The organism is Actinoplanes sp. NPDC049599 (assembly GCF_044465625.1).
Classification (GTDB): Bacteria; Actinomycetota; Actinomycetes; order Mycobacteriales; family Micromonosporaceae; genus Actinoplanes.
Map to the genome: position 1 here is coordinate 135839 of NZ_JBITLX010000019.1, position 23954 is coordinate 159792.

Annotated in this window: 22 protein-coding genes; 7 read left to right on the plus strand and 15 right to left on the minus strand. The window is 72.8% G+C overall.

Annotation, left to right across the window (positions count from 1 at the left end; translation table 11 throughout):
• Positions 1 to 63: 63 nt before the first annotated feature.
• Genes ACIBQZ_RS28860 through ACIBQZ_RS28870 form a run of 3 tightly spaced genes read right to left on the minus strand, consistent with a single transcriptional unit; the run spans position 64 to position 3588 of the window.
• Positions 64 to 891 carry a DUF72 domain-containing protein gene (locus tag ACIBQZ_RS28860; RefSeq protein ID WP_396091993.1) on the minus strand — a complete coding sequence of 276 codons (828 nt, stop codon included), beginning with the start codon at positions 889 to 891 and terminating at the stop codon, positions 64 to 66.
• 34 nt (positions 892 to 925) lie between these two features.
• The gene (locus tag ACIBQZ_RS28865; RefSeq protein WP_396091942.1) at positions 926 to 1996 is read right to left on the minus strand and encodes a hypothetical protein; all 1071 of its coding nucleotides are present in this window, start codon (positions 1994 to 1996) and stop codon (positions 926 to 928) included.
• Complete coding sequence (locus tag ACIBQZ_RS28870) at positions 1993 to 3588, minus strand: hypothetical protein (protein WP_396091943.1); 1596 nt, start codon at positions 3586 to 3588, stop codon at positions 1993 to 1995. Before ACIBQZ_RS28870 ends, ACIBQZ_RS28865 begins: the two co-directional genes overlap by 4 nt.
• Positions 3589 to 3878: 290 nt before the next feature.
• On the opposite strand from ACIBQZ_RS28870, the gene ACIBQZ_RS28875 reads away from it, so the two are divergent.
• Complete coding sequence (locus ACIBQZ_RS28875; protein ID WP_396091944.1) at positions 3879 to 4937, plus strand: macro domain-containing protein; 1059 nt, start codon at positions 3879 to 3881, stop codon at positions 4935 to 4937.
• Between the two features lie 12 nt (positions 4938 to 4949).
• Here the strand turns inward: ACIBQZ_RS28875 and ACIBQZ_RS28880 are convergent, their stop codons facing one another.
• From ACIBQZ_RS28880 to ACIBQZ_RS28905, 6 genes are all read right to left on the minus strand, one after another.
• A complete protein-coding gene (locus ACIBQZ_RS28880; RefSeq protein ID WP_396091945.1) occupies positions 4950 to 5762 on the minus strand; it encodes an SDR family NAD(P)-dependent oxidoreductase in 813 nt (270 codons plus the stop codon).
• Positions 5763 to 5853: 91 nt separating this feature from the next.
• Positions 5854 to 6765 carry a helix-turn-helix domain-containing protein gene (locus ACIBQZ_RS28885; protein ID WP_396091946.1) on the minus strand — a complete coding sequence of 304 codons (912 nt, stop codon included), beginning with the start codon at positions 6763 to 6765 and terminating at the stop codon, positions 5854 to 5856.
• Between the two features lie 64 nt (positions 6766 to 6829).
• Complete coding sequence (locus ACIBQZ_RS28890; RefSeq protein ID WP_396091947.1) at positions 6830 to 7912, minus strand: hypothetical protein; 1083 nt, start codon at positions 7910 to 7912, stop codon at positions 6830 to 6832.
• Positions 7902 to 8534 carry a sugar transferase gene (locus ACIBQZ_RS28895; protein WP_396091948.1) on the minus strand — a complete coding sequence of 211 codons (633 nt, stop codon included), beginning with the start codon at positions 8532 to 8534 and terminating at the stop codon, positions 7902 to 7904. Before ACIBQZ_RS28895 ends, ACIBQZ_RS28890 begins: the two co-directional genes overlap by 11 nt.
• A gap of 15 nt (positions 8535 to 8549) precedes the next feature.
• On the minus strand, positions 8550 to 9806 hold the full coding sequence (locus ACIBQZ_RS28900) for a nucleotide sugar dehydrogenase (protein WP_396091949.1): 1257 nt from the start codon (positions 9804 to 9806) through the stop codon (positions 8550 to 8552).
• A 27-nt stretch (positions 9807 to 9833) separates the two neighbouring features.
• Positions 9834 to 11786 (minus strand): polysaccharide biosynthesis protein, encoded by a 1953-nt coding sequence (locus tag ACIBQZ_RS28905; RefSeq protein ID WP_396091950.1) that lies wholly within the window; start codon positions 11784 to 11786, stop codon positions 9834 to 9836.
• A gap of 418 nt (positions 11787 to 12204) precedes the next feature.
• On the opposite strand from ACIBQZ_RS28905, the gene ACIBQZ_RS28910 reads away from it, so the two are divergent.
• A complete protein-coding gene (locus tag ACIBQZ_RS28910; RefSeq protein WP_396091951.1) occupies positions 12205 to 13305 on the plus strand; it encodes a glycosyltransferase in 1101 nt (366 codons plus the stop codon).
• Here ACIBQZ_RS28910 and ACIBQZ_RS28915 read toward each other — a convergent pair.
• Together ACIBQZ_RS28915 and ACIBQZ_RS28920 are read right to left on the minus strand one after the other, a co-directional pair.
• Positions 13281 to 13877 (minus strand): VanZ family protein, encoded by a 597-nt coding sequence (locus ACIBQZ_RS28915; protein WP_396091952.1) that lies wholly within the window; start codon positions 13875 to 13877, stop codon positions 13281 to 13283. The genes ACIBQZ_RS28910 and ACIBQZ_RS28915 overlap by 25 nt on opposite strands.
• Before the next feature lie 40 nt (positions 13878 to 13917).
• Positions 13918 to 14523 carry a response regulator transcription factor gene (locus ACIBQZ_RS28920; protein WP_396091953.1) on the minus strand — a complete coding sequence of 202 codons (606 nt, stop codon included), beginning with the start codon at positions 14521 to 14523 and terminating at the stop codon, positions 13918 to 13920.
• Between the two features lie 423 nt (positions 14524 to 14946).
• On the opposite strand from ACIBQZ_RS28920, the gene ACIBQZ_RS28925 reads away from it, so the two are divergent.
• On the plus strand, positions 14947 to 15642 hold the full coding sequence (locus tag ACIBQZ_RS28925; RefSeq protein WP_396091954.1) for a phosphatase PAP2 family protein: 696 nt from the start codon (positions 14947 to 14949) through the stop codon (positions 15640 to 15642).
• Here the strand turns inward: ACIBQZ_RS28925 and ACIBQZ_RS28930 are convergent.
• A complete protein-coding gene (locus ACIBQZ_RS28930; protein ID WP_396091955.1) occupies positions 15623 to 16804 on the minus strand; it encodes a PP2C family protein-serine/threonine phosphatase in 1182 nt (393 codons plus the stop codon). The two genes, ACIBQZ_RS28925 and ACIBQZ_RS28930, sit on opposite strands and share 20 nt — an antisense overlap.
• A 448-nt stretch (positions 16805 to 17252) precedes the next feature.
• On the opposite strand from ACIBQZ_RS28930, the gene ACIBQZ_RS28935 reads away from it, so the two are divergent.
• The 4 genes from ACIBQZ_RS28935 to ACIBQZ_RS28950 all read left to right on the plus strand — a co-directional run bounded on the left by ACIBQZ_RS28935 (position 17253) and on the right by ACIBQZ_RS28950 (position 20517).
• On the plus strand, positions 17253 to 17624 hold the full coding sequence (locus tag ACIBQZ_RS28935) for a hypothetical protein (protein ID WP_396091956.1): 372 nt from the start codon (positions 17253 to 17255) through the stop codon (positions 17622 to 17624).
• Positions 17625 to 17650: 26 nt separating this feature from the next.
• Complete coding sequence (locus tag ACIBQZ_RS28940; RefSeq protein WP_396091957.1) at positions 17651 to 18382, plus strand: response regulator transcription factor; 732 nt, start codon at positions 17651 to 17653, stop codon at positions 18380 to 18382.
• Positions 18379 to 19770, plus strand: a complete 1392-nt coding sequence (locus tag ACIBQZ_RS28945; RefSeq protein WP_396091958.1) for a sensor histidine kinase — start codon at positions 18379 to 18381, stop codon at positions 19768 to 19770. Before ACIBQZ_RS28940 ends, ACIBQZ_RS28945 begins: the two co-directional genes overlap by 4 nt.
• 90 nt (positions 19771 to 19860) lie before the next feature.
• Positions 19861 to 20517 carry a DUF3159 domain-containing protein gene (locus ACIBQZ_RS28950; RefSeq protein WP_396091959.1) on the plus strand — a complete coding sequence of 219 codons (657 nt, stop codon included), beginning with the start codon at positions 19861 to 19863 and terminating at the stop codon, positions 20515 to 20517.
• Here the strand turns inward: ACIBQZ_RS28950 and ACIBQZ_RS28955 are convergent.
• The 3 genes from ACIBQZ_RS28955 to ACIBQZ_RS28965 are packed head-to-tail and all read right to left on the minus strand — an operon-like array spanning position 20482 to position 23422.
• The gene (locus tag ACIBQZ_RS28955) at positions 20482 to 21945 is read right to left on the minus strand and encodes a glycosyltransferase family 2 protein (RefSeq protein WP_396091960.1); all 1464 of its coding nucleotides are present in this window, start codon (positions 21943 to 21945) and stop codon (positions 20482 to 20484) included. The genes ACIBQZ_RS28950 and ACIBQZ_RS28955 overlap by 36 nt on opposite strands.
• On the minus strand, positions 21942 to 23048 hold the full coding sequence (locus tag ACIBQZ_RS28960; protein WP_396091961.1) for a HEAT repeat domain-containing protein: 1107 nt from the start codon (positions 23046 to 23048) through the stop codon (positions 21942 to 21944). Before ACIBQZ_RS28960 ends, ACIBQZ_RS28955 begins: the two co-directional genes overlap by 4 nt.
• Entirely contained in the window at positions 23048 to 23422 is a 375-nt protein-coding gene (locus tag ACIBQZ_RS28965; protein ID WP_396091962.1) for a response regulator transcription factor, read from the minus strand. The genes ACIBQZ_RS28960 and ACIBQZ_RS28965 overlap by 1 nt, the downstream gene beginning before the upstream one ends.
• Positions 23423 to 23954: the final 532 nt, after the last annotated feature.

Genomic DNA, 23954 nt, shown 5'->3' on the forward strand with positions numbered 1-23954 from the left:
CGCTGGCCCCCGCGGCTGAGTGCGTCGGCGGAATTCTAGACCGGCCGGGCCCGCGCCGCCGTCTCAGAACAGGGTCAGCGGCCCGATCGGCGCGGGCACCGGCAGCGCCTCGAGCCGCGGCACCCGGGCCCGGACCTCGGCGTGGAAACGGCGCGCCAGCAGCGGGGCGTCGGCGTTGTCCGGGGTGTGCACGAACACGGTCGGCGAGCGGCCCTCGCGCAGCCAGCCGGCGGTCACCTCGACCCAGTGCTGCCAGCCCTCGACGGTCTCCGCCGTGGCGTCCCGGCCGAGGTAGCGGACGATCGGCCGATCGGTCAGCGCCCGCGAACGGCGCGGCATCCGGGGCTTCTTGGTCCAGGCGTCGCGCTCGGCGTCGCTGGTCGGCGGGTGCCGGAAGAACGCCGTGGTGTCGAACGGGACCCATTCGGCGCCGGCGTCGGCCAGCACCCGTTCCAGCCCGGCCGTGGCGCGCTCGTCGGTGAAGAACTCCGGGTGGCGCACCTCCACGGCGTACCGGTGGGCGGTGGGCAGCCGGCGCAGGAAGCGGTCGAGGACCGGCACGTCGGCGGGGGTGAACGAACCCGGCAGCTGGATCCAGAGCGCGTGGGCCCGCGGGCCGAGCGGCTCGATCGCGTCCAGGAAGATCCGCAGCGGGTCGTCGACGTCGGCGAGCCGGCGCTCGTGCGTGACGACCTTCGGCAGCTTGAGCACGAACCGGAAGCCGGGCTCGGTCTGCTCGGCCCAGGAGACCACGGTGTCCCGGGCCGGCGTGGCATAGAAGGTGGTGTTGCCCTCGACGGCGGTGCACCAGCCGGCGTACGCCCGCAGGCGCTCACCGGCCGGCAGCGGGTGCGCCACGAACCGCCCCTGCCAGGACTTGAGCGACCACATCGCACAACCCACCTGAAGCCGCATGAGTCCGAAATTATAGGTGGCCCTCGCGTCGCGCCTCGCCGGTGGCCTGCGGGTGTCCGCCGCGCGGGCTCAGCGGCGGGCACTCGGCGAGCAGCGCCCGCACGTAGGCGGCGGCGACCACGGACGCGTAGCCGCGCCAGCGACGGGTGGTACGGGCGTCGCCGTAGTCGCTGATCCCGCGGACCACGAACCATTCGAGTCCGCCGGCGAACCCGGCGCTGCCGATGCCCTTGCCCTCCATCTCCAGGGCGATCATCCGGTGCGACTCCGCCAGCGCGTCGCGCACCTTCGCGCTGCGCAGGGACCGGTCGGCGCTGCCGATCATCCCGAGGTGCACCTTGGGCAGGCCCGGGAGGTGACCGGACGCGTCGGCCGGCGGGTGCGCGACCGTGCGACCCGCGTCGTCGGGGTCGCCGACGACATCCGTGCTGTCCGCGGGCCGCGCGTAGCCGGGCAGGGGCGCCAGCGCGACGTCCACCCACTTGTCCCACGGCCGTTCCCCGCCGATCTCCACCGCGGCGAGGAACCGCGCGAGCCGGACCAGCTGCGGGGACGGCAGCGGGAAGGACTGCCGCGGGCGCCGGCCGGCGTCGGTCTCGACCACGTGGTCGTAGTCGGCGATGCCCCAGGTCGCCACGGCGATGTCGCCCAGCCGCACGTGCCGCTCGGGGTGCCCGGGCCGGGGCACCCCGCAGGCGATCCCGCACATCACCACGGTGTCCACGGACGGGAAGCTGCGGATCAGGTTGGCGCACGCCTCCGCCGCCGCGGTGTTGCCGGTGTCGCCGAGCAGCGTGAGCACGACCTCGTGCGGCCGGTCGGCCGCCCGGCTCGGCAGCCGTCCCCGGACGTACAGGGCCCGGTCGCCGGCGACCGTGTGCGGGTGGCGCGGGTCGTCGAGCACCGCCCGGACGGCCGCGAACTCCTCGGGCAGAGCCGTCACGACCCCGAACACCGGCCCGGCTCCGGCCGTGCCGGGGGCCGATGCCAGCCGGTCGCCCTCGATGACGTTGTGGTTCCCGCTGACGAACCGGTTCGCATGGACGTCGCCGTGGATCGTGAAGTTCTGGTCGGTCGTCATGCCTGCCCCTTGTCCCCGAAGGTGTTGCTGTTGCCGAAACCGACCATGTCGGCGCGGACGTTGCCGACGTTCCAGTTCTGGATGTTGGTGATCGCGAGTCCGGTCGCCAACTGCTCGACGTCGATGCCGTGCTCGCGGAGATAGGCCTTGATCGAGGTCATCAGCCGGTCCCGCAGCCGGTCGTTGATCCGGATGAGGTCGCGGATCACGAAGTGGTCGAGCTCGTCCGGGTCCGCCCAGCAGACGCCCTCGCGGACGGACATCACGGCGCCGAGGTCGTAGAACCAGCCGTACCGGGCCGCCAGCCGCCAGCGGCTGCGTTGCGTCAGCCGGTGCAGCCACTCGGCGACCGACGCGGCGCAGCGCAGCGGGCTGCCGAACACCGCCGCGGGCGTGTGCCTGGTCCAGATCCGGATCGCCCGGCCGCACTGGTCCCGCAGCCGGATCGGCACGGTGTCGATCAGGGCCCGCACGTCGGGCTGGATCGGCGGGATGACCAGCGGCACGAACTCGATGGACAGCGTGCCGCCCTGCAGCAGCGGGCGGACGAGGATGCACACCGCGATGTCCCCGCCCCGGCAGACCTCCTGGACGTAGAAGTAGACCCGCCGGTCCTCAGCCCGGTCGGACTGCCGGAGCTCGCGGGCCAGGTACTCCCAGTCGACCCGGGAGCGGGGCAGCGGCTGCTCGGCCGCCACCAGGTCCGACTCCCAGGCGATCTTCCGGCCGTCGACGTAGAGGCGGTGCCCGGCGGTCAGCTGCCGGGCGGCCGAGCTCTCCACCGCGTTCTCGATCGCGAACTGCGCCTCCAGCCACTCGTGGAAGTCCACGATGTCGAAGAGCTCGAACGAGTCCTCGGTGCCCGCCGCGCGTTTGGTCACGTCGATGTCGGTCTTCCACGGCCGGACGATGAAGCCGTTGCCGACGAACGGCGCGGCGGCCCGTGACTCGCTGTACGCGACCACGTTGGCCGTGGCGAGCTGCCCGACCCGCCGTTCCAGCTCGCCGTTCAGCCGGGCGGCCAGCTGCCGGGCCGGTGGCGCGCCCGCAGCCAGGACGGCGGCCGCGCGGCGGTGGGCCCAGGCCGACTCGCCGACCACGACGAACCAGCCGAGCGCCAGCCCGGTCAGCGCGACGGCCACGCAGGTCCACAGCACCGGCTGGGCCAGCACGAGCCCGGCCGCGAGCGCCGCGAGGAGCGCCGTCGCGGCCAGCCACCGCAGCGGTCCCTTGCGGTGCCGGTCCCGGCCGTTGCGCCAGGCCCACGTGAACCACGCCCGGAGCGCGCGCTTGACCTGCCGCCGGCCGGCCCAGCCGGCGATCGTCAGGGCCAGCACCAGGCTCGCCCGGAGCAGCCCGAGCTCGGCGGTGAGCCGTACCAGGATCAGGCCGCCCACCGAGAACGCGATCAGGCAGCAGAGCGCGTCGCGGAACCGCCGCAGCCGGCGGGCCGCGCCGGCGTGCCGCAGCAGGGCGACCGGGTCCTCGGTGAGCGAGGGCGCACCCGCCTGCGGGCGCCCGTTCATGATCCGGAAGGTGTAGTCGGCGAAGCCCTCCACCAGATGAGCCGCCGCGCACAGCGTCTGATCCACGGTACGGCGCTCGGGTGTCCCTTCCCTCGTCCTGAGCCGCCGGGGTGGCGGTTTCAGCACCGTGGTCACACGTCCTCCTCGGAACGGTCGCGGGCGGCCCGGACGGACACCGACTAGGCTCTTCCGTGCGGGGAGCCGCAAGGCCAGGGTGATCAGTCGGGAACCGGTATCGAGACTGATTCGCGCCACCGGCACCGCACAAGTCCAACAGACCAACTCCGGACGCCGGCGGGTTCGTCCCAGCTCAGACGAGTCCGGCGCCGTCCGGCCGCGGACACGGCGAGGACCCCATGAGCCTCAGGATCTCCGGCACCGATCCGGCGACGGCCCTGCGCGATTTCTGCGGCCTCCTGCGCGACCTGCGCAACGAGGCGGGCGGGCCCACGGTCATGTCGCTGGCCGCGGACAAGTCGATCCCGCTGCGCCGGGCGCACATCTTCGCCACCCTCAGCGGGAAGATCGCCAGGCCACCGAGCTGGCGGTTCGTCGAGGCGTTCGTGCGCAAGTGCGCGACGTACGCGCACGCCCACCAGACCACTATGGAGATCACCACCGACCTCCGGGAATGGGAACGCGAGCACAAACGGCTCCTGCGGCTGTGGGACCGCCACCGGCGCGAGCAGCACACGGCCGACTCCATCGCGGACCGGCTCGGCAAGGCCCGCGGCCGGGTCCTGACCATGCAGGACATCACGTACTACCCGGTGCGCACCGCCGACGCCGGGGCACCCCGGCGGCTCGCGGTGGTGACCGGCGACATCCGGCAGGTCCGGTGCGCCGACGTCTGGGTGAACTCGGAGAACACCGAGATGGAGATGGCCCGGGTGCACGAGTTCTCCGTCTCGGCGATCATCCGGTACGAGGGCGCCCGGCACGATCCCCGGGGACGCATCGCGGAGGACCTGATCCAGCACGAGCTGTCGGCCAGGGTCGCCGCACACCGGCCGGTGGAGCCGGGCTCCGTGGTGGTCACCGGCCCGGGAGAGCTGCACCGGCGCAACGGCGTCCGGCACCTGCTGCACGTCGCCGCCGTGTACGGCGAGCCCGGCTCCGGCTTCCACCAGATGAACGAGGTCAGCCGGTGCATCACCAACGCGCTGCAGGCCGCGGAGAAGCTCGAGACACCGGACGGCGACCGGCTCACCGTGCTCTTCCCGCTGCTCGGTGCGGGCAGCGCCGGCGGCGACCTGCGCCGGACGGCCACGCAGCTGATCCACGCGGCCCGCAACTACCTGAGCGCGGCCGCGGCGACCCGCATCGGCACGGTCTTCTTCCTCGCCTACACCGACGTCGAGCTGCGGGCCTGCCAGGTCGCGCTGCGCACCGCGGGGCTGCGACCCGAGCCGTGACCCCGCCCGCCCTCAGCGCAGGGTGATCACGTTGCCGGAGATCAGCGCGGACGCCTCCGACGCCAGGTAGGCGATCACCTCGGCCACCTCGGCCGGCGTGGCGACGTGCACGTGGGCGGTGCTGCCCGCCACGAACTCGCGGACCGCGTCGGTCACCCAGCCGGTGTCGGTCACCGGTGGATGCACGACGTTGGCGGTGATGCCCAGCTCGGCCAGCTCCACGGCGGCGGACATCGTGTAGCTCGTCTGCGCTGCCTTGGCCGCGCCGTACGAGACCTCCTCCGGAAAGCCCAGCGCGCCGCCGGAGGTGAGGCCGATGATCCGCCCCCAGGTCGCCCCACGCGCGGCATGCCGGCGGGCGAACTCGGCGATGAGCAGCGCCGGCGCCATCGCGTCGACGGCGAACTGTGGCGCCCAGGTGGCCTCGGTGACCGGCTGCATCACCCGGCCGTGCTGGTCCACGACCCGCGGGCTGAACGTGTCCTGCACCCAGCCGGTCGCGTTGTTGACCAGGATGTCAACCGGCCCGAAGGCCGCCTCCGCCCGGTCGAACAGCCGCCGCGGCGCCCGCGGATCGGTGAGATCCTCGTCGACGGCGAGGGCAGCCCCGCCGCGCTCGCGGATCGCGGCTACAACAGCGTCGGCGGTCCGCGCCCGGTTGCGCCGGTAGGCATCCGGCACGGCCGGATCCACCGGATCCTGGATCGACCGGTACGCGCAGACCACGGCGCAACCACGCGCGGCGAGGGCCTCGGCAGTGGCCGCACCGATCCCGTGGTTGGCACCGGTCACCAGGGCGACGTGCGGAGCGGGGGTGAGGGGCATCGACGCAGCCTGCAACACCGCCGCCCACTCGGCAACATCGTTTCCCGGCCGTGCGGCCACCCGGCGGGGACGGGGCCCGGCGGGTCGCCGGTCAGGGCGTAGGCAGGGCGGCGCGGGCCGACCGGATCATCTCCACCGCCTCGTCGCCGGTGCGGCCGTGGTCGAGCAGGTCCTGCATGATGTTGCGGAACAACTTGGTCGTCTCCGGCTCTGTGGTCAGCGTGTCGTGGCCGGCCGCGGCCTCGACGAACAGCACGTCCGGGTGGCTCTTGCCGAGCTGCAGCAGCTCGAAGGTGCCGCCGAGCCCGGAATGGTGCACCAGCTCCAGCGGGGCCACCCCGACCGTGTACACCGAGGTGTCCGCCGCCAGCGCGGCCAGGTGGTCGAGCTGGCGGCCCATCGCCTCCGGGCCGCCGACCGGGCGCCGCAGCACCGCCTCGTCGATCACCGCCACGATCCGCGGCGGGTCGGGCCGGTGCCGCCGCTCCCGGAAGGCGCGCTGCCGGTCCATCCGCAATTTGACCCGGGCCAGCACCTCCTTGTCGGTCGGGCTGCGGCGCATCGCCAAGGCGGTGATCGCCCGTCCGTATTCCTCGGTCTGCAGCAGCCCGGGAATGAACAGAAGCTGCCAGATATTGATGGTGGCGGCCTCGTTCTCATATCCCACGAAGCGCCGGAAATCGCCGGCCAATCGGTGTTCGCTGTACCACTGGCGGGCCCGGGAGGCCTGGGAGAGGCCGGCGAGCGCGGCGACCTCGTCCTGGTCGGCGACGCCGTAGTAGGACAGCAGCGCCCGGACCTCGAGGGGCTGGACGGTGACGTCGCCCTTTTCGACGCGGGTGAGCTTGGATATCGACCAGCCGGTGTGGGTGGCGACGGTCGTCATGCTCAGCTCGCTCTTTTCGCGGAGCTCCTTGAGGCGCAGACGCACGAGCTCGCGCGCGACGGTGGGCCCGACCTCCACCGCTGGCGGAATGCCGGCCGGATCACCCATGTCCGCCATGGCCCCAGTCCATCCCGTCGGCGAAACACGACCGTCCTGTCTGCGCAAGGCGACCAGCAGAATCCTAGCTCGCGAACGCTCCCGGGCGGGTTGTGGCCGGCGCGGCGGCGAAGGTGCCGAGCACCTCGGCGATCCGGTGCACGTCGGCCGGGTCGCAGCGGTGGTCCACCGGCACGGTCAGGATGCGGGCTGCCAGGTCGGCGGCTTCCTCGTCGCCGCTCCACACCCCGTGGCGGTCCTGCCGCCAGTGCACCGGTGCGAAGATCCCGTGCCCGGCCAGGTGGGCCAGCAGCGCGTCGCGGACCGGTTCGGAGCCGCAGAGCAGCTGCACCCGGAACGGCGCCGACGCCGCCGAGCCTCCGGTCAGGACCTGCCAGCCGGGGCTGCGGACCGCCAGCGCGCCGATCAGCGCGTGCGCGTTGCGGGTGCTGGTGGCGCGCAGCCCGGCCAGGTCCAGCAGCGGCAGCATCGTCCGGGTCAGCGTGATCGCCGGGCCGGCGCTGCCCAGCAGGGTCTGTTCGCCGCGTTGCTGCAGGGCGCGGAAGCCCTCCTTGGGCACCGGCCGGCCGTCGAGCCAGGCCTGCTTGAGCAGCATCGCGGCGAGCTTGAGGTGGGCGCCGGGGCTCTCCGGGCCGCGCGGGCGGGGCAGGTCGAGACCGCGGGGCGACCACAGCAGACCGCCGTCCGGCAGCGGCAGCGTCTTGCGCAGCGAGGCCACCGCGTACGGGGCGGTGCTGGCCCGCGCCCAGGCGCTGAACGGGTCGTGCGAGTGGTCCTCCACCACGGTGATGCCGGGGTGCGCGCGCATCCAGGCGTCCCACGGCTGCTGCTGGTCACGGCCGAACAGGTTCTGCGCCAGCACCACGTCGCCGGTCGTGGCGCGCAGCGTCTCCAGCCGGGGTCCGCGGCCGTCCGGCAGGTGGCGGTACCAGGCGATCGGCACGTACGCCGACAGCGCCTCGGCCACGCCCATGCAGAAGAACGACGGCACGTGCAGCCGGCCCCATGGTGCCAGCCGGCGCAACAGTGTGCTCAGTGCCCCGCAGGCGGTGGCGAACAGCTCGTACCGGTGCGGCAGCAGGGGATCCGGCGTGGCCGCGAGGGCCGCCGGGTCCCAGGGGAACTCGGAGCCGATCTCAGGCCGCACGTCGGACATCCTCGGCCGCCCGCTGGATGTTGAGCTCGTCGATGTGCACCGGCGGCTCGCCGCGGTGCAGGGTGGCCACGGTGCGCCAGAGGATGCGCAGGTCCAGCGCCGGCGACCGGTGGTCGACGTACCAGCGGTCCAGCGCGAACCGCTGCGGCCAGTCGATGTCGTCGCGGCCGTTGACCTGAGCCCAGCCGGTGATGCCGGGCTTGACCTCCAGCCGCCGGGCGTCCTCGGCGGAGTAGTGCGCGACCTGTGGCAGCACGTCCGGGCGGGGCCCGACCAGCCGCATCTGCCCGCACAGCACGTTCACCAGCTGGGGCAGCTCGTCCAGGCTGGTGCGCCGCAGGAAGGCGCCGCAGCGGGTGATCCGCGGGTCGTTCTCCACCAGGCCGAACGGGTCGGTGATGCCGAGCTCGGCGCTCAGCGCGACCGAGTCGTGCACCATCGTGCGGAACTTGAGCATCCGGAACGGCACGCCGCCGAGCCCGGCCCGGTCCTGCACGAACAGGATGCCCGGGCCGTCGGCGATCCGGATCCAGGCCGCGATCACCAGTATCACCGGCGACAGCAGGACGAGAGCGAGAGCGGCGGCCAGTCTGTTGAGACCTTCCCCAAGCACGGCGACTCCTGACGGTTAGAGCGACTCGACGTTCGGTCCGGTGACGCGGTGCCGGGTGTCCAGGACGTAGCCGGCGTGCTGGACGACCAGGTCCAGGTCGAAGCTGTCGTGGTCGGCGAGCAGCAGCACCGCGTCGGCCGCGGCGAGCTGGTCCGCGGTCGCGGCGACCCGCACCACCCGCCGGTCCACGTGGCCGTCCTCGACCACGTGCGGGTCGGCGGCGCGGACCTCCGCGCCCATGTCCAGCAGCAGCGAGGCGACCCGGCGGGCCGGCGACTCGCGGGCGTCGCCGGTGTTCTTCTTGTAGGCCAGCCCGAGCAGCAGCACGGTCGAGCCGTTGACCGCCTTGCGCCGCTGGTTGAGCGCGGCGACCAGGCGCCGCACCACGTAGTCCGGCATGTGGTTGTTGATGTCGTTGGCCAGCTCGACGAAGCGGAAGCTCTGGCCCAGCGTCCGCTGCACCCGCCAGGACAGGTACGACGGGTCGATCGGCAGGCAGTGCCCGCCGACCCCCGGGCCGGGCACGAACGGCAGGTAGCCGAACGGCTTGCTGGACGCCGCCTCGATCGCCTCCCAGACGTCGATCCCGAGCTCGTGGGCGAACACCGCCAGCTCGTTGACCAGCGCGATGTTGACGTGCCGGAAGGTGTTCTCCATGAGCTTGGCCAGCTCGGCCACCTTGGGGTCGGAGACCGGCACGGTGTGCTCCACGACCGAGTCGTAGAAGGCCCGGACGTGCGCCAGCGAGGTGGGGTTGATGCCGGAGACGACCTTGGGGGTGGTGACCAGGCTCCAGGTGCGGTTGCCCGGGTCGATGCGCTCCGGGCTGTAGCCGAGATGGAAGTCGACGCCGGCGATCAGCCCGGAGCCCTCCTCCAGCAGCGGGGCGACCAGGTCGGTCGTGGTGCCCGGGTAGGTGGTCGACTCCAGCGCGACCGTGGCGCCGGGACGCAGGTAACGGGCCAGGGTGCGGGCGGACTGCTCGATGTAGTTGAGGTCGGGCGTACCCTCGCGCAGCGGGGTCGGCACCGCGATCACCGCGACGTCGAAGCCGGCGCAGGAACGCGGGTCGGACGAGGGCTGGAAGGTGCCTGCGTCGAGGATCTCCTGCAGCGCCGCCGAGCCGACGTCGTCCACGTAGGACTCGCCGGCGGCGAGCCGCTTGATCCGTTCGGCGTCGACGTCGAAGCCGACCACCGAGTGGCCGACCTGGGCGGCGCGGACGGCCAGCGGCAGCCCCACGTACCCCTGTCCGGCGATGACGACCCGCATGCGTGCTCCCTTCGAGCCTGGTTGCCGCTACGCGGCGGTGGTCTTGTTGCGGTTGCGCCCGGTGCGGTTGAGCGCAACCGGCGCCTGGGCCACCCGGGCCGGGGACAGCGCCGGGCTCTCGGCCAGCCAGCGCAGCACCGCGATCAGGTCCTCGCGCGGCGCCGCCGGGTCGAGCAGCGACAGCACCGCGCCGTCCAGCGGCGGCACCGGCGCCTGCGAGATCAGCGGGTGGTGCGGGCGGTGGTCGGGCTCGTCCGGCCCGAGCAGGACCTCGGCGAGCTTCTCCCCCGGCCGCAGCCCGGTGAAGACGATCTGGATGTGCCGCTCGGCCGCGTCGGCGATCCGGCGGGCCACGTCGTGGATGCGCACCGGCTCGCCCATGTCGAGCACCAGCACCTCACCCGAGCTCTCGATCGCGCCGGCCTGGACCACCAGCCGCACGGCCTCCTGCACGGTCATGAAGTAGCGCGTCATCTCGGGGTGCGTGACGGTGATCGGGCCGCCGGCCTCGACCTGCGCGGCGAAGGCGGTCAGCACCGAGCCGCGGCTGCCCAGCACGTTGCCGAACCGGACGCTGCAGTAGGTGCCGCGGGCCGCCTCGTCGGCGGCGGCGGTGAGGCGTTCGGTGATCCGCTTGGAGTAACCGAGCACGCTGACCGGTTCGGCGGCCTTGTCGGTGGAGATGTTCACCAGCCGGTCCACGCCGTGCCGCAGCGCGGTCTGCAGGATCTGGTACGTGCCGATGATGTTGGTCTTGAGGGCCTCGGAGGGGTGCATCTCCAGCAGCGGCAGGTGTTTGAGGGCGGCCGCGTGGAACACCACCTGCGGCCGGTGCTCGGTGAAGACCTCGTCGAGGCGCTGCTGGTCGCGGATGTCGGCGACGACCAGGTTGCGGTCGTCGAGCATGCCGCGGCCGTCCAGCGAGAGCTGCACGGCGTGCAGCCCGGACTCGTCGCGGTCCAGCATGACCAGCTCGGCGGGGTGGAACCGGGCGACCTGCCGGCACAGCTCCGAGCCGATCGAGCCGCCGGCGCCGGTGACCAGCACCCGCCGGCCCGCCAGGTAGCCGGCCACCGCGGCCAGGTCGATGCCGATCTCGCGGCGCCCGAGCAGGTCGGCGTGGCTGACCGGCCGGATGTCCTCGACGCTGACGGTGCGGCCGAACAGCTCGACGACCGGCGGCACCACCTTCAGGTCGACGTTGAGCGGCCGGGCCAGCCCGGTCAGCTCGCGGACCAGGTCGGCGTTCGCGCTGGGGATGGCGATGAGCACCGCGTCGGCGCCGAACCGGCGGACCACCTCGGCCATCGCGTGCCGGTCGCCGGACACCGGCACGCCCATGATCCGCAGCGTGCGCTTGGTGGGGTCGTCGTCCAGCAGCGCGACCGGCACGTACGGGCTGAACGGGCTGCGCAGCATCGCGCGGATGACCTGGGTGGCACCCTCGCCGGCGCCCATCACCACGACCCGGGTGCCGGCCTCCGGCGAGGGCCGCAGCCGCTGGTCGTCGATCAGCCGTACGGCGTAGCGCACCCCGGCGGCGAGCACCAGCGCGATCAGGCCCGCGCCGATGATGGCCGAGCGCGGCACCAGCCGGCCGAGCAGGGTGTCCAGCACGAAGACCACCGGGGTGGTCACGGCCGCGGTCTTGGCCAGCGCGGCGATCTCCTCGAAGCAGCCGTACGACCAGCGGCCGGTGTAGAGGCCGAAGCGCAGGCCGGCGACGGTCTGCACGACCGCGGCGACCATCGCCAGCACCAGCAGCCGGGACAGGTCGACCCGGTAGAGGTCGCCGTCGTGGCGCAGCAGCGTGGCGATCAGCAGGGCGACGGCCAGCGCCGCCGCGTCGACGCCGGCCCGGGCCGCACGGCCGGGGAGCGCGGCCCGGAGCCACGGCGCCATCCGGGGGCTCCGGGCCCGCCACTCTCCCGGCGCCGGGTCGCCCGCGGTGGCGTCGGGCGATGCTCGCCGTACCTGCATGGATTTCCCCCCTGTGCGAACTGGTCAGGAAAAAGGGAGCGCCCGCAGCACTCATTCCGGCTTGGCGAAATGGCGCGGGCCGCTCGTCGTTCATTGCTTTTCAGCGCTTGTGAATAAAGGTTGCCAGTCGCCGCAGAAGCAGCACAGTAGCAATTGTCACGGCCTACATGAATATGTTTCACGTACGGCACGCGGGGTGATCAGGAGCCCTCGATCGCTTACCGCGCAGGCACTTTCGGCCCCGTGATACCTCCGTTCGGCCGGTTCGCGAATGCGTTTTGGGCCATCGGCGGCTTTCACGTTCGACATGACATCTGCGACTTCCCTTACCCGCGACAACTCTGACAGCGTCGTTGTCGCGGGCGCCGAACCAGGAGCAGAAAATGACGTCTTACCGCGCGCACATCGGCACCGGGACATGAGGGTGCTGCACGTCATCAGCACGCTCGCGCACGGCGGCGCCGAGCACCAGCTGCGGCTGCTCGTGCGCCGGCTGCCGCACGACTGCGAGGTGGTCACGCTGTCCCGGCCGGGAGCGGTCGCGGAGGCGTGGCGCGCCGACGGCACGACGGTGCACGAGCTCGGCGACGGCGGGAACCCGGCCACCACGGCCCGGTTGCGCCGGCTTATCCGGCACGGCCACTTCGACGTGGTGCACACCCACCTCTACCGCGCCTGCGTGCAGGGCCGGTTCGCCGCCCGGCTGGCCGGCGTCCGGCCGGTGGTGGCCACCGCGCACCACCTGAGCGAGCGGTCGGTCGAGGGCCGTCCCGCCTCCGCCGGGGTGCGCGCGCTCTACCTGGCCGGTGAACGCGCCGGCCGGGCCACCATCGCGGTGACGCCCGCGGTGGCCGGGCGGCTGCGCGCGTGGGGGGTGCCCGACGCGCGGGTCACCGTCATCCCCAAGGCGCTCGACGCCGCCGAGTACCGCTACGACCCACAGCTGCGCGCCGCGGCCCGGGCCCGGCTGGGCATCGCGCCCGGCGTGCCGGTGGTGGGCGGGGTGGGCCGGCTGGAGCACGGCAAGGGCTTCGACCGGCTGATCCGCGCGGTCGGCGCGGCGCCCGGCGCGACCCTGTTGCTGGTCGGCGACGGCCCGGCCCGGGTGGCGCTGGAACGGCTCGCGGTCATCGAGGGCGTCGCCGACCGGGTCCGGTTCGCCGGGGCGGTGGGCCACGTCCGGGAGATGCTCTGCGCCATGGACGTCTTCGCCTCACCCGCCGGGCCGGACAGCTTCGGGCTGGTGGTGCTCGAGGCCCTGGCCGCCGGGCTGCCCGTGCTGTACGCGTCCTGCCCGCCGCTGGAGGACCTGGCCGCGACGCGGGCCGCCGTACCCGGATCGCACCGGCTCTCCGCGCGCGACCCGGAGTCGCTGCCCCGGGCTCTGCGCACCGAGCTGCTCTGTCACCAGGAGCGGCACGGCGCCCGGCTGCCGCCCCGCTCGGCCGGCGACCGCTACAGCGCCACCGGGCTGGCCGACTCGGTCGCGCGGGTCTACGACCGGGTGGCCGGCCGGTGAGCCGGCGCCGGCTCCGGCTCGGGCCGGGCCAGCGACCAGGGCCGCAGCAGCCGCCGCCCGGAGGCTGAGCGCAGCACCCGCCGCAGGAGCAGGAAGCCCAGCAGCGCGCCCAGCGAGTTCGAGATCAGGTCGTTCACGTCGGCCCAGCGGTTGCCGTGCCAGGCGAGGTTGATCACCGCCTGGGTGATCTCGATGGCGAGACTGCCCAGCAGGCCCACCAGCACGACCCGGCGCCGCTCGCGGACTCCGGCCACCAGGTACAGCACCGCGGCCAGCGGCAGCGTCATGACGATGTTGAGCAGGAAGTCGTCCACCCGCATCGTGGTCAGCGGGACCAGGATGATCCGGTAGAGCTCCGCCGGGCCGGCGCCCGGACCCCAGGCCAGGTGCAGCGGCAGCAGGGTCGCGCCGATCACCGCGACCGCGTACCAGCCGGCCAGCCACACGGTGGCCAGCCGGCGGGCGCTCACCATGCCGCGCCGGCGCAGCAGCAGCCAGGACACGACCATGAGAACGCCGCCGAGCGGCAGCAGGATCGGCAGCGCCGGCACGTCGAGCTGGTGGGATGGCATCCGGGTCAACGGTACGTCGCCCGGCGGCGGATCCCGGGGCTCAGTGCAGCCATCCGTCCTTGCGGGCGATCCGGATCGCGTCGAGGCGGTTGCGGGCGCCGGTCTTGGTGATGACCGCCGACAGGTAGTTGCGCACGGTGCCGCCCGACAGGTAGAGACGCCCGGCGATGTCGCTGACCGACTCGCCCTCGGCGGCCAGGCCCAGCACCTCGAGCTCGCGGGTGCTCAGGCCGCGGTCGGTGTTGAGCGAGGCGGCCTGCAGCAGCGGCGAGACGACCCGCTCACCGGCCGCCAGCCGGCGGATCGAGTCCGCGAGCACCGCGCCGGAGACGTCCTTGAGCAGGAAGTTGAGCCCGCCGGCCCAGCGCCGGGGCGGGAGCATGCCGCGCTTGGCCGGGTCGCAGAGCAGCAGCATGGCGCAGGACGGGATGGTGGCGTGCAGCTCGGCCGCGATCGGCAGCACCTGGCTGACCATGTACTCGGTATCGATGACGATCACTGTTGGCCAGAGTTCCGCAGCCCGCTGGGCAAGGTCGTTGCCGAACGGCAGCGTGCCGACGTAATGGAGATCAGGCTTGGCCTCGAGGAGCACCCGGACCGGAACGCCGAAGTATCCCTCGTCTCGAACCACCGCTACCCGGATCATCGCACCACCTTCACCGATGGACCCCCGGCTTGTGGCCGGACGTCGATTGTCGGGAACGCCTGACCTCCCCAGGTTTACTTCGGAGACGCCAGTCGAGTAGATCGCCGATCGGTATCGACAAATCTGCACACGCCATCATGTACAACAACGTTTTCCCAGCTCACGGCAGATTCGTGCCGATGAATTGCCGCACTGATCGACACCTGTCAACTTACCGCCGGGACGACTGCCGGACATCCGGGATAGCCGATCGACCGATGCAGGTATGCCGGATCATCACGATGGGCAACCAGATTGACGCGCTCGGTAAGCCCGACACCTGATGGGAAAATTGTGCGTGTCACTCTTATCGCGTTTCCTGGGACAATCGGGGAAAGTCAGGCCTGGTTTTGCGCGTGGCCCGCAGCGGGTACAGCGCCGGGCATGGCAGCTATCGCGGTTCAGGCCCTCAAGCGGGTGTTCGCCCCCGTCGCCGTGTTGCTCGGCGTCATGATCACCCTGGGTCTGCTCATCACCAAGGTCATGATGCACGTGTGGCCGCTCACGGTCGAGGACTCGGTCAACCGCGAGCTCGAGCGTGACCGTACCCACGAGGTCAGTCTGGTGTCGCTGATCTTCAGCACGCTGGCCAGCACCCCGGCGATCATCGCGGTGACCGTGCTGGCCGCGATCGTGCTGCGGCTGACCCTCAAGCGGTGGCGCGAAGCCGTGTTCCTGTGCGCCGCGGTGTGCGCGCAGGCCCTGGTCTTCTTCCTCACCACGCTGGTCATCGACCGGCCCCGCCCGGACGTGGTGCACATGGACACCTCGCCGCCGACGTCGAGCTTCCCGTCCGGCCACACCTCCGCCGCGGTCGCGCTCTACCTCGGCCTGGCCGTGATCCTGTTCCGGGTGGCGAACCGCACCTGGCTCGAGCGCGCCGCCTGGCTGCTGCTCATCGTGCCGATCGGCGTGGCGCTGACCCGGATGTACCGCGGCATGCACCACCCCAGCGACGTCCTGGCCTCGTTCCTCAACGGCGGCGTCTGCGTGCTCGTGATGACCCGCGCGATCCTCAACCGCGACGGCATCCCGGGGCCCGGCTCCCGGACCCGCCGGCTCACCAGCGCGAAGGTGTGAACATCGGCGCCGGCTGCCACTGCACCAGGGCAGCCGTCGCGTCGTCGCGCAGCTCACCGTTCTCATAGGACACGATCTCGTGGATCAGCTTGCGCATCGTCTCCGCCGGTGAGCCCTGCGCCAGCGCCGCGACGATGAAGTCGACCAGCCGGTCCAGCCCGAACAGCTCACCGTCGGCCGACCGGGCCTCGGTGATCCCGTCGGTGTACAGCATCAGCGTGTCCCCCGGCTCCAGCAGCAGCTCGGTGACGCCGGGCGGGCGGGGCAGCATGTGCCCGAGCCCCAGCGGCAGCGCGGTCGGGGTGGGCAGCGCGGTCAGCGCCCGGCCGTCGCGGATGTGCAGCTCCGCCGGATGCCCGGCGGCGATCCGGCGGTAGACCCCGGTCGCGGTGTCGAGCTCGCCCAGCACGGCGGTGACGAACGCGCCGGGATACTGCGCGCGGATCCACTTGTCGATCGACCGGTACGTGTCCACCAGGTCCAGCCCCGAGCGCCGGGCATTCCGGTACGTGTTCAGCGTCAACGTGGTCAGCGCGCTGGCGCTGATGCCGTGCCCGACGGTGTCGAACAGCGCGATGTGCACGATGTCGCCGTTCGCCGCGTAGTCGAAGGCGTCCCCGCCCACGTCGTAGCAGGGTTCCAGGACCGCCGTGACCAGGGCGCTGTTCGCGGCGAAGGTCAGCGGGGGCAGCTGGTTCCAGATGATCTCGGCGGCCAGCTGCATCGGCAGCCGGCGCCGGGTCCGCTCCACCGCGTCACCGTAGAACCGCCGGCTCGCGATCAGCTCCGCGACCAGCGCGGCGATCACCCGGAAGTCCCGGCGCTGCCGGTCGTCCGGCTCCACGTGCAGGTGGACCTCGAGGACACCCAGGCGTTCCGCGCCGTGCAGCAGCGGCAGCCAGAGACAGGCCTGCTCGGTGGTCGGCTCCGCGGTGCAGAACGAGACCCCGGCCAGCGTGCCGTCGACCTTGCGCGGCTCCGGGTCACCCGGGGTGCCCTGCAACGGCCACAGCGAGAGCTGCTCGTAGTCCACCAGCAACACCGTCACGCTGACGGCGTCGAGCAGGGGCGCGACCTCGGTCAGCGCCAGCGGCAGGTCCTCAGGCCGGCTGCGATAGCGCAGGTCGAGCAGGCGCCGTACCGCTTCCATCGAGTCGGACACGCGGATCACCTCCATCATGCCCTTCCCCGAACCTCGGCCCGCCCAACCACCACGTCACCGGGATCCCGCGGCGGACACCGAGCGTCCGCGTGGTCCAGGGACTCCAGGATCCACCGCGCCGTCAGCGCCTGGTGGTAGGTGTCACCGTACTCGGCGAACGGGCGCACCCCCTGCCGGCAGGGCCAGGCCTTCCCGGCGCTACCCGGCGTACTCGCCCCGTTGTGCGTGGCCATCAACGCGTGTCGGGCGGGCGGGTCGCGGCCCGACCGCCCTGCTGGATGTTCTTTGGCGGCGAATTGGCCGCTTGCTAACCGTTGCTTGACCGACTGCTGGGATACCGATCTCTAGCGTTGGGGACGTCCGTTGAGGGCACCCCCGGCGATCGGATTCGTTCGGTCGTGCTGCGTTCGACGGACCTCCCCTCGTCCGCGATCCAAGGAGAAACCTCGTGAAGCTCAAGCTCATCGTCCCGGTCGGCCTGCTGGTGATCGGTGGCCTGTCCGCCTGCACCGGCACGGACACACCGGCGGCGACCCCGGCCGGTAACCAGCAGGCGGCTGCCGCCGAGGCGACGCAGGCTCAGGAGCCTGGCGAGAAGAAGAAGGAAGAACCGCTGACCGGCGAGGTGAAGGAAAAGGCGGAACAGGCCGCGCTGAAGAAGTACCCCGGTGTGGTGAAGAAGTCCGAGTACGACGTCGAGAACCCCGGCATGCTGGCCGTCGAGATCGAGCAGTCCGGCGGCGAGGTGGAGGTGTACCTCGACAAGGACTACAACGTGATCAAGACCAAGGACGAGAAGGGCGAGGCCGAGGACGACTGACCCCGCACTGATGGCAGGCTGGACAGATGCGCGTGTTGCTGGTCGAGGACGACAACCGGATCGCCGGCCCTCTCGAGGAGGGTCTGGCCCGCTTCGGCTTCACCGTCGAACGGGTCAGCACCGGCGCCGCCGCCCTGTCCGCCGCCCCGTCCGATCTCGTCCTGCTCGATCTGGGCTTACCGGACATGGACGGCATCGACGTCTGCCGACAACTGCGCACCGTCTCCGCCGTCCCGGTCATCATGCTGACCGCCCGATCCGGCGAATCCGACCGGATCGTCGGGCTGGAGCTCGGTGCCGACGACTACCTCGCCAAACCGTTCAGCCTGCGCGAGCTCATCGCCCGGATCCGCGCCGTGATCCGCCGCGCTCAGGCCGCCCCGGTCCCGGCCACCACCGCCACCACCCCGCCTTCACTGGGGTCGGGCACCGGAGCACAGCAGCTCGGGCCGCTGCGCATCGACCGCCGCACCCGGCACGTACACATGAACGGGCAGCCGGTCGCGCTGTCGCCGAAAGAGTTCGACCTGCTGGCGCTGCTCGCCGAGGACCCCGGCGCGGTCTGTTCCCGGCAACAGATCATCGACACGGTCTGGGACCCCAACTTCTTCGGCCCCACCAAAACCTTGGATGTGCACGTCGCCGCGGTACGCCGCAAGCTCGGCGACCCGGCCACCATCGAGACGATCCGCCGGGTCGGGTTCCGCCTCACCCTCACCGGTACCACCCCGTCGGCCGACTCGCAGGCCGTGGCGTGACCCGGCGGCTGCTGGTCAGTTATCTGTCGCTGACCCTGCTGGTGCTGCTCGCCCTGGAGATCCCCCTCGGGCTGCTCTATACGCGGGGTGAAACCGACCGGTTCCTGTCCGCGATCGAACGTGACGCGGTGGTGCTCGCCGAGAACGCCGAGGAAGCCATCGAGAACGGCGACGTCGCCGAGGTCCCGGACATGCTCGCGGAGTACGCCCGCAACACCGGCGGCCACGCCGTGGTCGTCGACCCGGACGGCAGCAAGGTCGCCCGCTCGGCGGGCACCCCGACCGACGCCGACCTGGCCGCCGATCCGGACATCGCCGCCGCGCTGCGCAATCAACGCCGCTCCGGCACCCGCGTCACCGCCGACGGTGCTCACGAGCTGTATGTCACCGTGCCGGCCGCCTCCGGCCGGACGATCCGCGGCGCCCTCCGGATCACCTACCCCGCAACCGCCGTCACCGACCGGACCACAGCAGCGTGGTGGCTCCTCACCGGCGTCGGGCTCGCGGTCCTGCTGATCGCCGCCGCCGTCGCGTCCGGCCTCGCCCGGTGGATGACCCGACCCGTGCGGGAACTCGAAGCAGCCACCACCCGGCTCGCGTCCGGCAGCCTCGACACCCCGCCACCGGCTGACCTCGGGCCGCCCGAACTGCGCCGCCTCGCCGCGACCTTCACCGACACCGCCGGCCGGCTGCAACACCTCATCGCCGCCCAGCGGTCTTTCGCCGCGGACGCCTCCCACCAGCTCAAAACCCCACTCACCGCGCTGCGGCTACGTCTGGAGAACCTCGAACCCGCCCTCGATCCCCGCGCGCTGCCCAGCCTGGACGAAGCCGTCGCCGAGACCGACCGGCTCACCCGGATGGTCCAGGGCCTGCTCGCCCTGGCCCGCCTTGAGGACGCCGCCACCGACCGCATCCCGGTCGACGTCGATGACCTCGTCACCGACCGCGCCGCGAGCTGGGCACCGTTCGCCGCCGAACATGACGTCACCCTCACGGTCACCGGCCCCACCGTCGGCCGGGCATGGGCCGCCCCACACGCCCTGGACCAGATTCTCGACAACCTGCTCGCCAACGCCCTGCGCGCCGCACCGGCCCGCAGCACCGTCACCATCAATCGGCGCCCCACCACCGACGGCATCAACATCCACGTCATCGACCAGGGCACCGGGATGAGCGCCGCCGACCGCAAACGCGCCTTCGACCGCTTCTGGCGCGCCCCCGACGCCGGCGACGACGGCTCCGGCCTCGGCCTGGCCGTCGTCGCCCAACTCGTCCGTGCCAGCGGTGGACACATCACCCTCGACCCGGCACCCCGCACCGGCATCGACGCAGTCATCCACCTGCAACCCGTACAGCCAGGCCGTTCCCGGACCGACCGCAAGTGACCCAACCCCACAGCCGCACGGAACCACCAGCCCAAAGCCCACCCGGCGGGTCCACCAGTTAGGCTGGCCTAACTCGAGCGGGGGGTGGGCGTGGCGCAACCGGAGTCGCTGGCGGATCTGCTGGGTGGGCGGCGGGCCGCGCTGGACGCGACCGTGCCCCCGGTGGTCTTCGTGGCCGGCTGGCTGGCCGGCGGGCGCTCGGTCTGGGTCGGCGCCGGCGCCGCGCTGGTCGCCGCGCTGGTGGTGGCCGGCTGGCGGCTGCGGCAGGGTGACAAGCCGCGGGCGGTGCTGATCGGGCTGCTCGGGGTCTGCGTCGCCGCGCTGGTCGCGCTGCGGACCGGGCGGGCCGAGGACTTCTTCCTGGTGCAGATCGTCACGAACGCCGCCAGCGCGCTGGCCTGGGCGGTCAGCATCGTGATCCGCTGGCCGCTGCTCGGCGTCATCGTCGGCGCGGTGCTGGGGCAGAAGACCCGCTGGCGGCAGGACCCGGAGCTGCTGCGGGCGTACTGCCGGGGCAGCTGGGTGTGGGTCGCGCAGTATCTGGTGCGGCTGGCCGTGTTCATCCCGCTCTGGGCCGCGCACGCGGTGGTGGCGCTGGGTGTCGCCCGCGGCCTGCTCACCTGGCCGCTGGTCGCCGCCTGCCTCGCGGTGAGCTGGTGGGTGATCCGCCGCAGCCTGTCGGCCGGCCACCCCGGGCTGCGGCATCCGCGCTCAGCGGTCGACGCCCACGCCGACCGGATCCCGTGACTCGGCCATCTCGTCGAAGCCCTGGCGGTGCATGGCCCCCCACTCCGCCTTCCGGCCGTGCAGGGCGCCGAACGCGCCGGCCACCTGCCAGGCGGCGAGGATCTGCCGGTAGCCGAAGTTCTCCAGGATCGCCGCCGCCACGCCGCGCAGCAGGTCGCTCCAGCGCGGGTAGCGGTGGAACGACACCTCCTCGATGAACAGCGAGATCAGGCTGATCAGCAACCCGTAGCCGTACGCGACCAGCACGAAGCGCCAGACGAACGCGACGTCGACCGCGCCCGCCCAGAGGCCCAGCGGCAGCAGCACCAGGGCGGACAGCTCGATGAACGGCGCCAGCAGCTCGAAGACCACGTAGTACGGCAGCGCGATCAGCCCGATCCGGCCGTACCGGGGATTGGCGATCATGCCGCGGTGCTTGCGCAGGATCTCCGCGATGCCGCGGTGCCAGCGGCGCCGCTGGCGGCCCAGCACCCGCAGGCGCGACGGCGCCTCGCTCCAGCTCACCGGCTCGGCGACGAAGATCACCCGGTAGTCCTGCCGGCGCCGGCGCAGGTGGTGGTGCAGCCGGACCACCAGCTCGGCGTCCTCGCCGATGGTGTCGGTGGCCATGCCGCCGATCTCCACCACCAGGTCGCGGCGGAAGACGCCGAAGGCGCCGGAGATGACCACCAGGCCGCCGAGCCGCGACCAGCCGGTCCGGCCCATCAGGAACGCGCGCAGGTACTCGACCACCTGGATCCGGACCAGCCACTGCCGGGGCATCCGGACGTCCACCACCCGGCCGCCGACCACCTTGCAGCCGTTGGCGATGCGGACCACCCCGCCGCACGCCGCGACCCGCAGCGGATCGTCGCCGAAGGGCTTGGCCACCGACAGCAGCGCGTCCGGGTCCAGCACCGAGTCGGCGTCGACCATGCAGATCAGCGGGTGCCGGGCCAGGTTGATGCCGACGTTGAGCGCGTCCGCCTTGCCGCCGTTGGTCTTGCGGACCACGGTCAGGGTCTCCGGGTTGGCGCGGGCGACGTGCACGGAGAGCACCTGCGAGTGGTACGGCACCTCGGCCGGCACCACCCGCGGCACCTCGACCAGGTCGAACTCGGCCCGGAGCAGCTCGAAGGTGGCGTCGCTGGAGCCGTCGTCGACCACCACGACCTCGTAGCGCGGATACCGCAGCGAGGTCATCGCGGTCACCGCCGCGACGATCCCGGCGCCCTCGTTGTACGCCGGCACGATCACCGACACCGGCAGGGTCAGCGGGCTGCGGAACATGTCGTCGGCGCCGGCGAACGGCGCCCGCCGCAGGTGCCGGGCGAACTCCAGCCCGGCCATCACGACGAGCACCAGGTAGCTGCTGTTCAACGCGACGAAGTACGCGAAGATCCCGACGTCGGTGTACCGCAAAACCTCGCGGACCAGCTCGGCCGTCACGCCCCGGCCCCCACCCGGTCGGCGCCGACCCGGGCCAGCGCCAGCGCCTCCTGGGCGTGGCTGGCCGACACCGACGGCCGCGCGTGCGCACCGGTCCCACCGTCCCGGCGCTGTTCGGCCTCGACCGCGGCGACCAGCGCGTCGGTGCCCGGCTCCCCGAGCCGGCGCAGCGCGTGCGCGGCCTCGTGCGCGACCTGGAACTGCTCGTCGTCGAGCAGGCCCGCCAGGATCGGCACCGCGGCCGGCGAGCCCAGCTCGCCCAGGGCCCGGGCCGCGGCGGCGCGCAGCGGCGCGGGCCGGGACGGCTCCAGCGCCAGGGTCAGCGGTTCCAGCGCGCCGCGGGTGCCGAGCTTGCCGAGGTTGACCGCGGCGGCCACCCGGACGTCGAGGTAGCTGTCCTCGCGCAGGACGCGGGCCATCCGGTGCACCGAGCCGGCGGCGCCGAGCAGGCCGAGCGCGTCCAGGCACACCGCGCGGACCCGGGCCTGCGGGTGGTCGAGCGCGGCCGACAGGGTCACCTCGGCGTCCGGACCGAGCTGGACCAGGGTGTGCGTGGCCAGCAGCGACGGCACGGGGTCGGCGCGGTCCAGGCCGGCGATGATCCGCCAGGCGGCGGCCGGGTCGCCGATCCGGCCCAGCGCCCGCACCGCGACCACCCGGACCTCGTCGTGCCGGTCGCTGAGCAGCCGGCACAGCTCGGGCACGGCCTGGCGCAGCTCCAGGTCGCCGAGCACCTGGGCGGCCCGGGCCCGCTTGACCCGGCTGCGCGAGCGCAGGTCACCCAGGGCGGCGCGGGCGATGCCGCGGCGCAGGAAGACCGAGACCAGCCCGGCGTGCGCCTCCCCGCGCAGCTTGCCGAGCAGCGCGAGCGCGCCCGGTTCGGCCGCCCGCCAGGCGTCGTCGGGGATGGCCACCAGGTCGTGGCTGCCGTGCTCGCCGTTGTCGGCGACGAAGGCCAGCAGCGCGCGGCGGGGCCCGGCGGCCAGCGCGGCCAGCCGGCGGTGCCGGCGTTTGCGCCGCACCCGGACCACGACGATGGCGGCGGCGGTCACGGCGACGATGCCGGCCAGTATCTCGAGGACGATCGTGAACAGCCCGAGCATCAGCGGCTCACCCGGGCCAGCGCGGCCTCCACCCGTTCCTGCAGGTCCCGGGGGCTGAACGGCTTGACGATGTACTCGGTGGCGCCGGCCGCGTACCCCTGCTCGAGGTCCTGGGGCCGCGACCGTGCGGTGAGCATGATGATCGGCACGGCGGGGCCGAGCGAGCCCGCGCGCAGCTCGCGGCAGACCTCGATGCCGGACATCCGGGGCATCCGCACGTCGAGCAGCACCAGGTCCGGCGGGTGGTGCGCGACCGCGCGCAGCGCGGCCGGCCCGTCGGCGGCCTCGACCACGTCGAAGCCGGCCTTGGTGAGCTTGTACGACACCAGGTGCCGGATGTCCGGATCATCCTCGACCAGGAGGATCGTGCTCATCGCCCTCCCACCCGTGCGTCCCGCGAGCCCGCCTGTGCCGCCCAATATATCCGTTATGCGAGCATCGTTCGCGGCGAACGGTAGCAATGCGGCAACCCACGTCCGCCGCGCTCAAACCCCCCGGGCCGGCGTCGATAGAGGGGGCGTGAACATGCGTGCTCTCAGCCGGCGCGGCGTCGCCGTGGCAGCCACCGTCCTGACCCTCGGGCTCGGCACCGGCGCCGCGGCGGCCGGCGGCCTCGCCCTGGCCGCCCAGGACGCGAGCACCGCGGCGCTCCAGCTGCGGACCGCGAGCGTGCGCGGCGCCCTGGACACGACCTTCCAGCGGTACGCGGACACGATGCACGACCTGGTGGCCGCCGCCGGCCGACCCACCGTCCCCCTGGCGCCGACGGTGACCCGCATCGCCGGCCAGCGCCTGCCCGGGGCGCACCGGATCCTCGTGCTCGGCGCCGACCGCACCCTGCGCGCCCAGCACACCGCCGACGGCAGCACCCCGCCGGCGCCCCGCACCCTGGCCGCCGAGCCCGAG

Coding starts and splice junctions, on each gene's coding strand:
- ACIBQZ_RS28860 (WP_396091993.1), bottom strand. CDS start 891: ATGTGGTCGCTCAAGTCCTGGCAGGGGCGGTTCGTGGCGCACCCGCTG.
- ACIBQZ_RS28865 (WP_396091942.1), bottom strand. CDS start 1,996: ATGACGACCGACCAGAACTTCACGATCCACGGCGACGTCCATGCGAAC.
- ACIBQZ_RS28875 (WP_396091944.1), top strand. CDS start 3,879: ATGAGCCTCAGGATCTCCGGCACCGATCCGGCGACGGCCCTGCGCGAT.
- ACIBQZ_RS28880 (WP_396091945.1), bottom strand. CDS start 5,762: ATGCCCCTCACCCCCGCTCCGCACGTCGCCCTGGTGACCGGTGCCAAC.
- ACIBQZ_RS28885 (WP_396091946.1), bottom strand. CDS start 6,765: ATGGCGGACATGGGTGATCCGGCCGGCATTCCGCCAGCGGTGGAGGTC.
- ACIBQZ_RS28900 (WP_396091949.1), bottom strand. CDS start 9,806: ATGCGGGTCGTCATCGCCGGACAGGGGTACGTGGGGCTGCCGCTGGCC.
- ACIBQZ_RS28905 (WP_396091950.1), bottom strand. CDS start 11,786: ATGCAGGTACGGCGAGCATCGCCCGACGCCACCGCGGGCGACCCGGCG.
- ACIBQZ_RS28910 (WP_396091951.1), top strand. CDS start 12,205: ATGAGGGTGCTGCACGTCATCAGCACGCTCGCGCACGGCGGCGCCGAG.
- ACIBQZ_RS28915 (WP_396091952.1), bottom strand. CDS start 13,877: ATGCCATCCCACCAGCTCGACGTGCCGGCGCTGCCGATCCTGCTGCCG.
- ACIBQZ_RS28920 (WP_396091953.1), bottom strand. CDS start 14,523: ATGATCCGGGTAGCGGTGGTTCGAGACGAGGGATACTTCGGCGTTCCG.
- ACIBQZ_RS28925 (WP_396091954.1), top strand. CDS start 14,947: ATGGCAGCTATCGCGGTTCAGGCCCTCAAGCGGGTGTTCGCCCCCGTC.
- ACIBQZ_RS28940 (WP_396091957.1), top strand. CDS start 17,651: ATGCGCGTGTTGCTGGTCGAGGACGACAACCGGATCGCCGGCCCTCTC.
- ACIBQZ_RS28960 (WP_396091961.1), bottom strand. CDS start 23,048: ATGCTCGGGCTGTTCACGATCGTCCTCGAGATACTGGCCGGCATCGTC.
- ACIBQZ_RS28965 (WP_396091962.1), bottom strand. CDS start 23,422: ATGAGCACGATCCTCCTGGTCGAGGATGATCCGGACATCCGGCACCTG.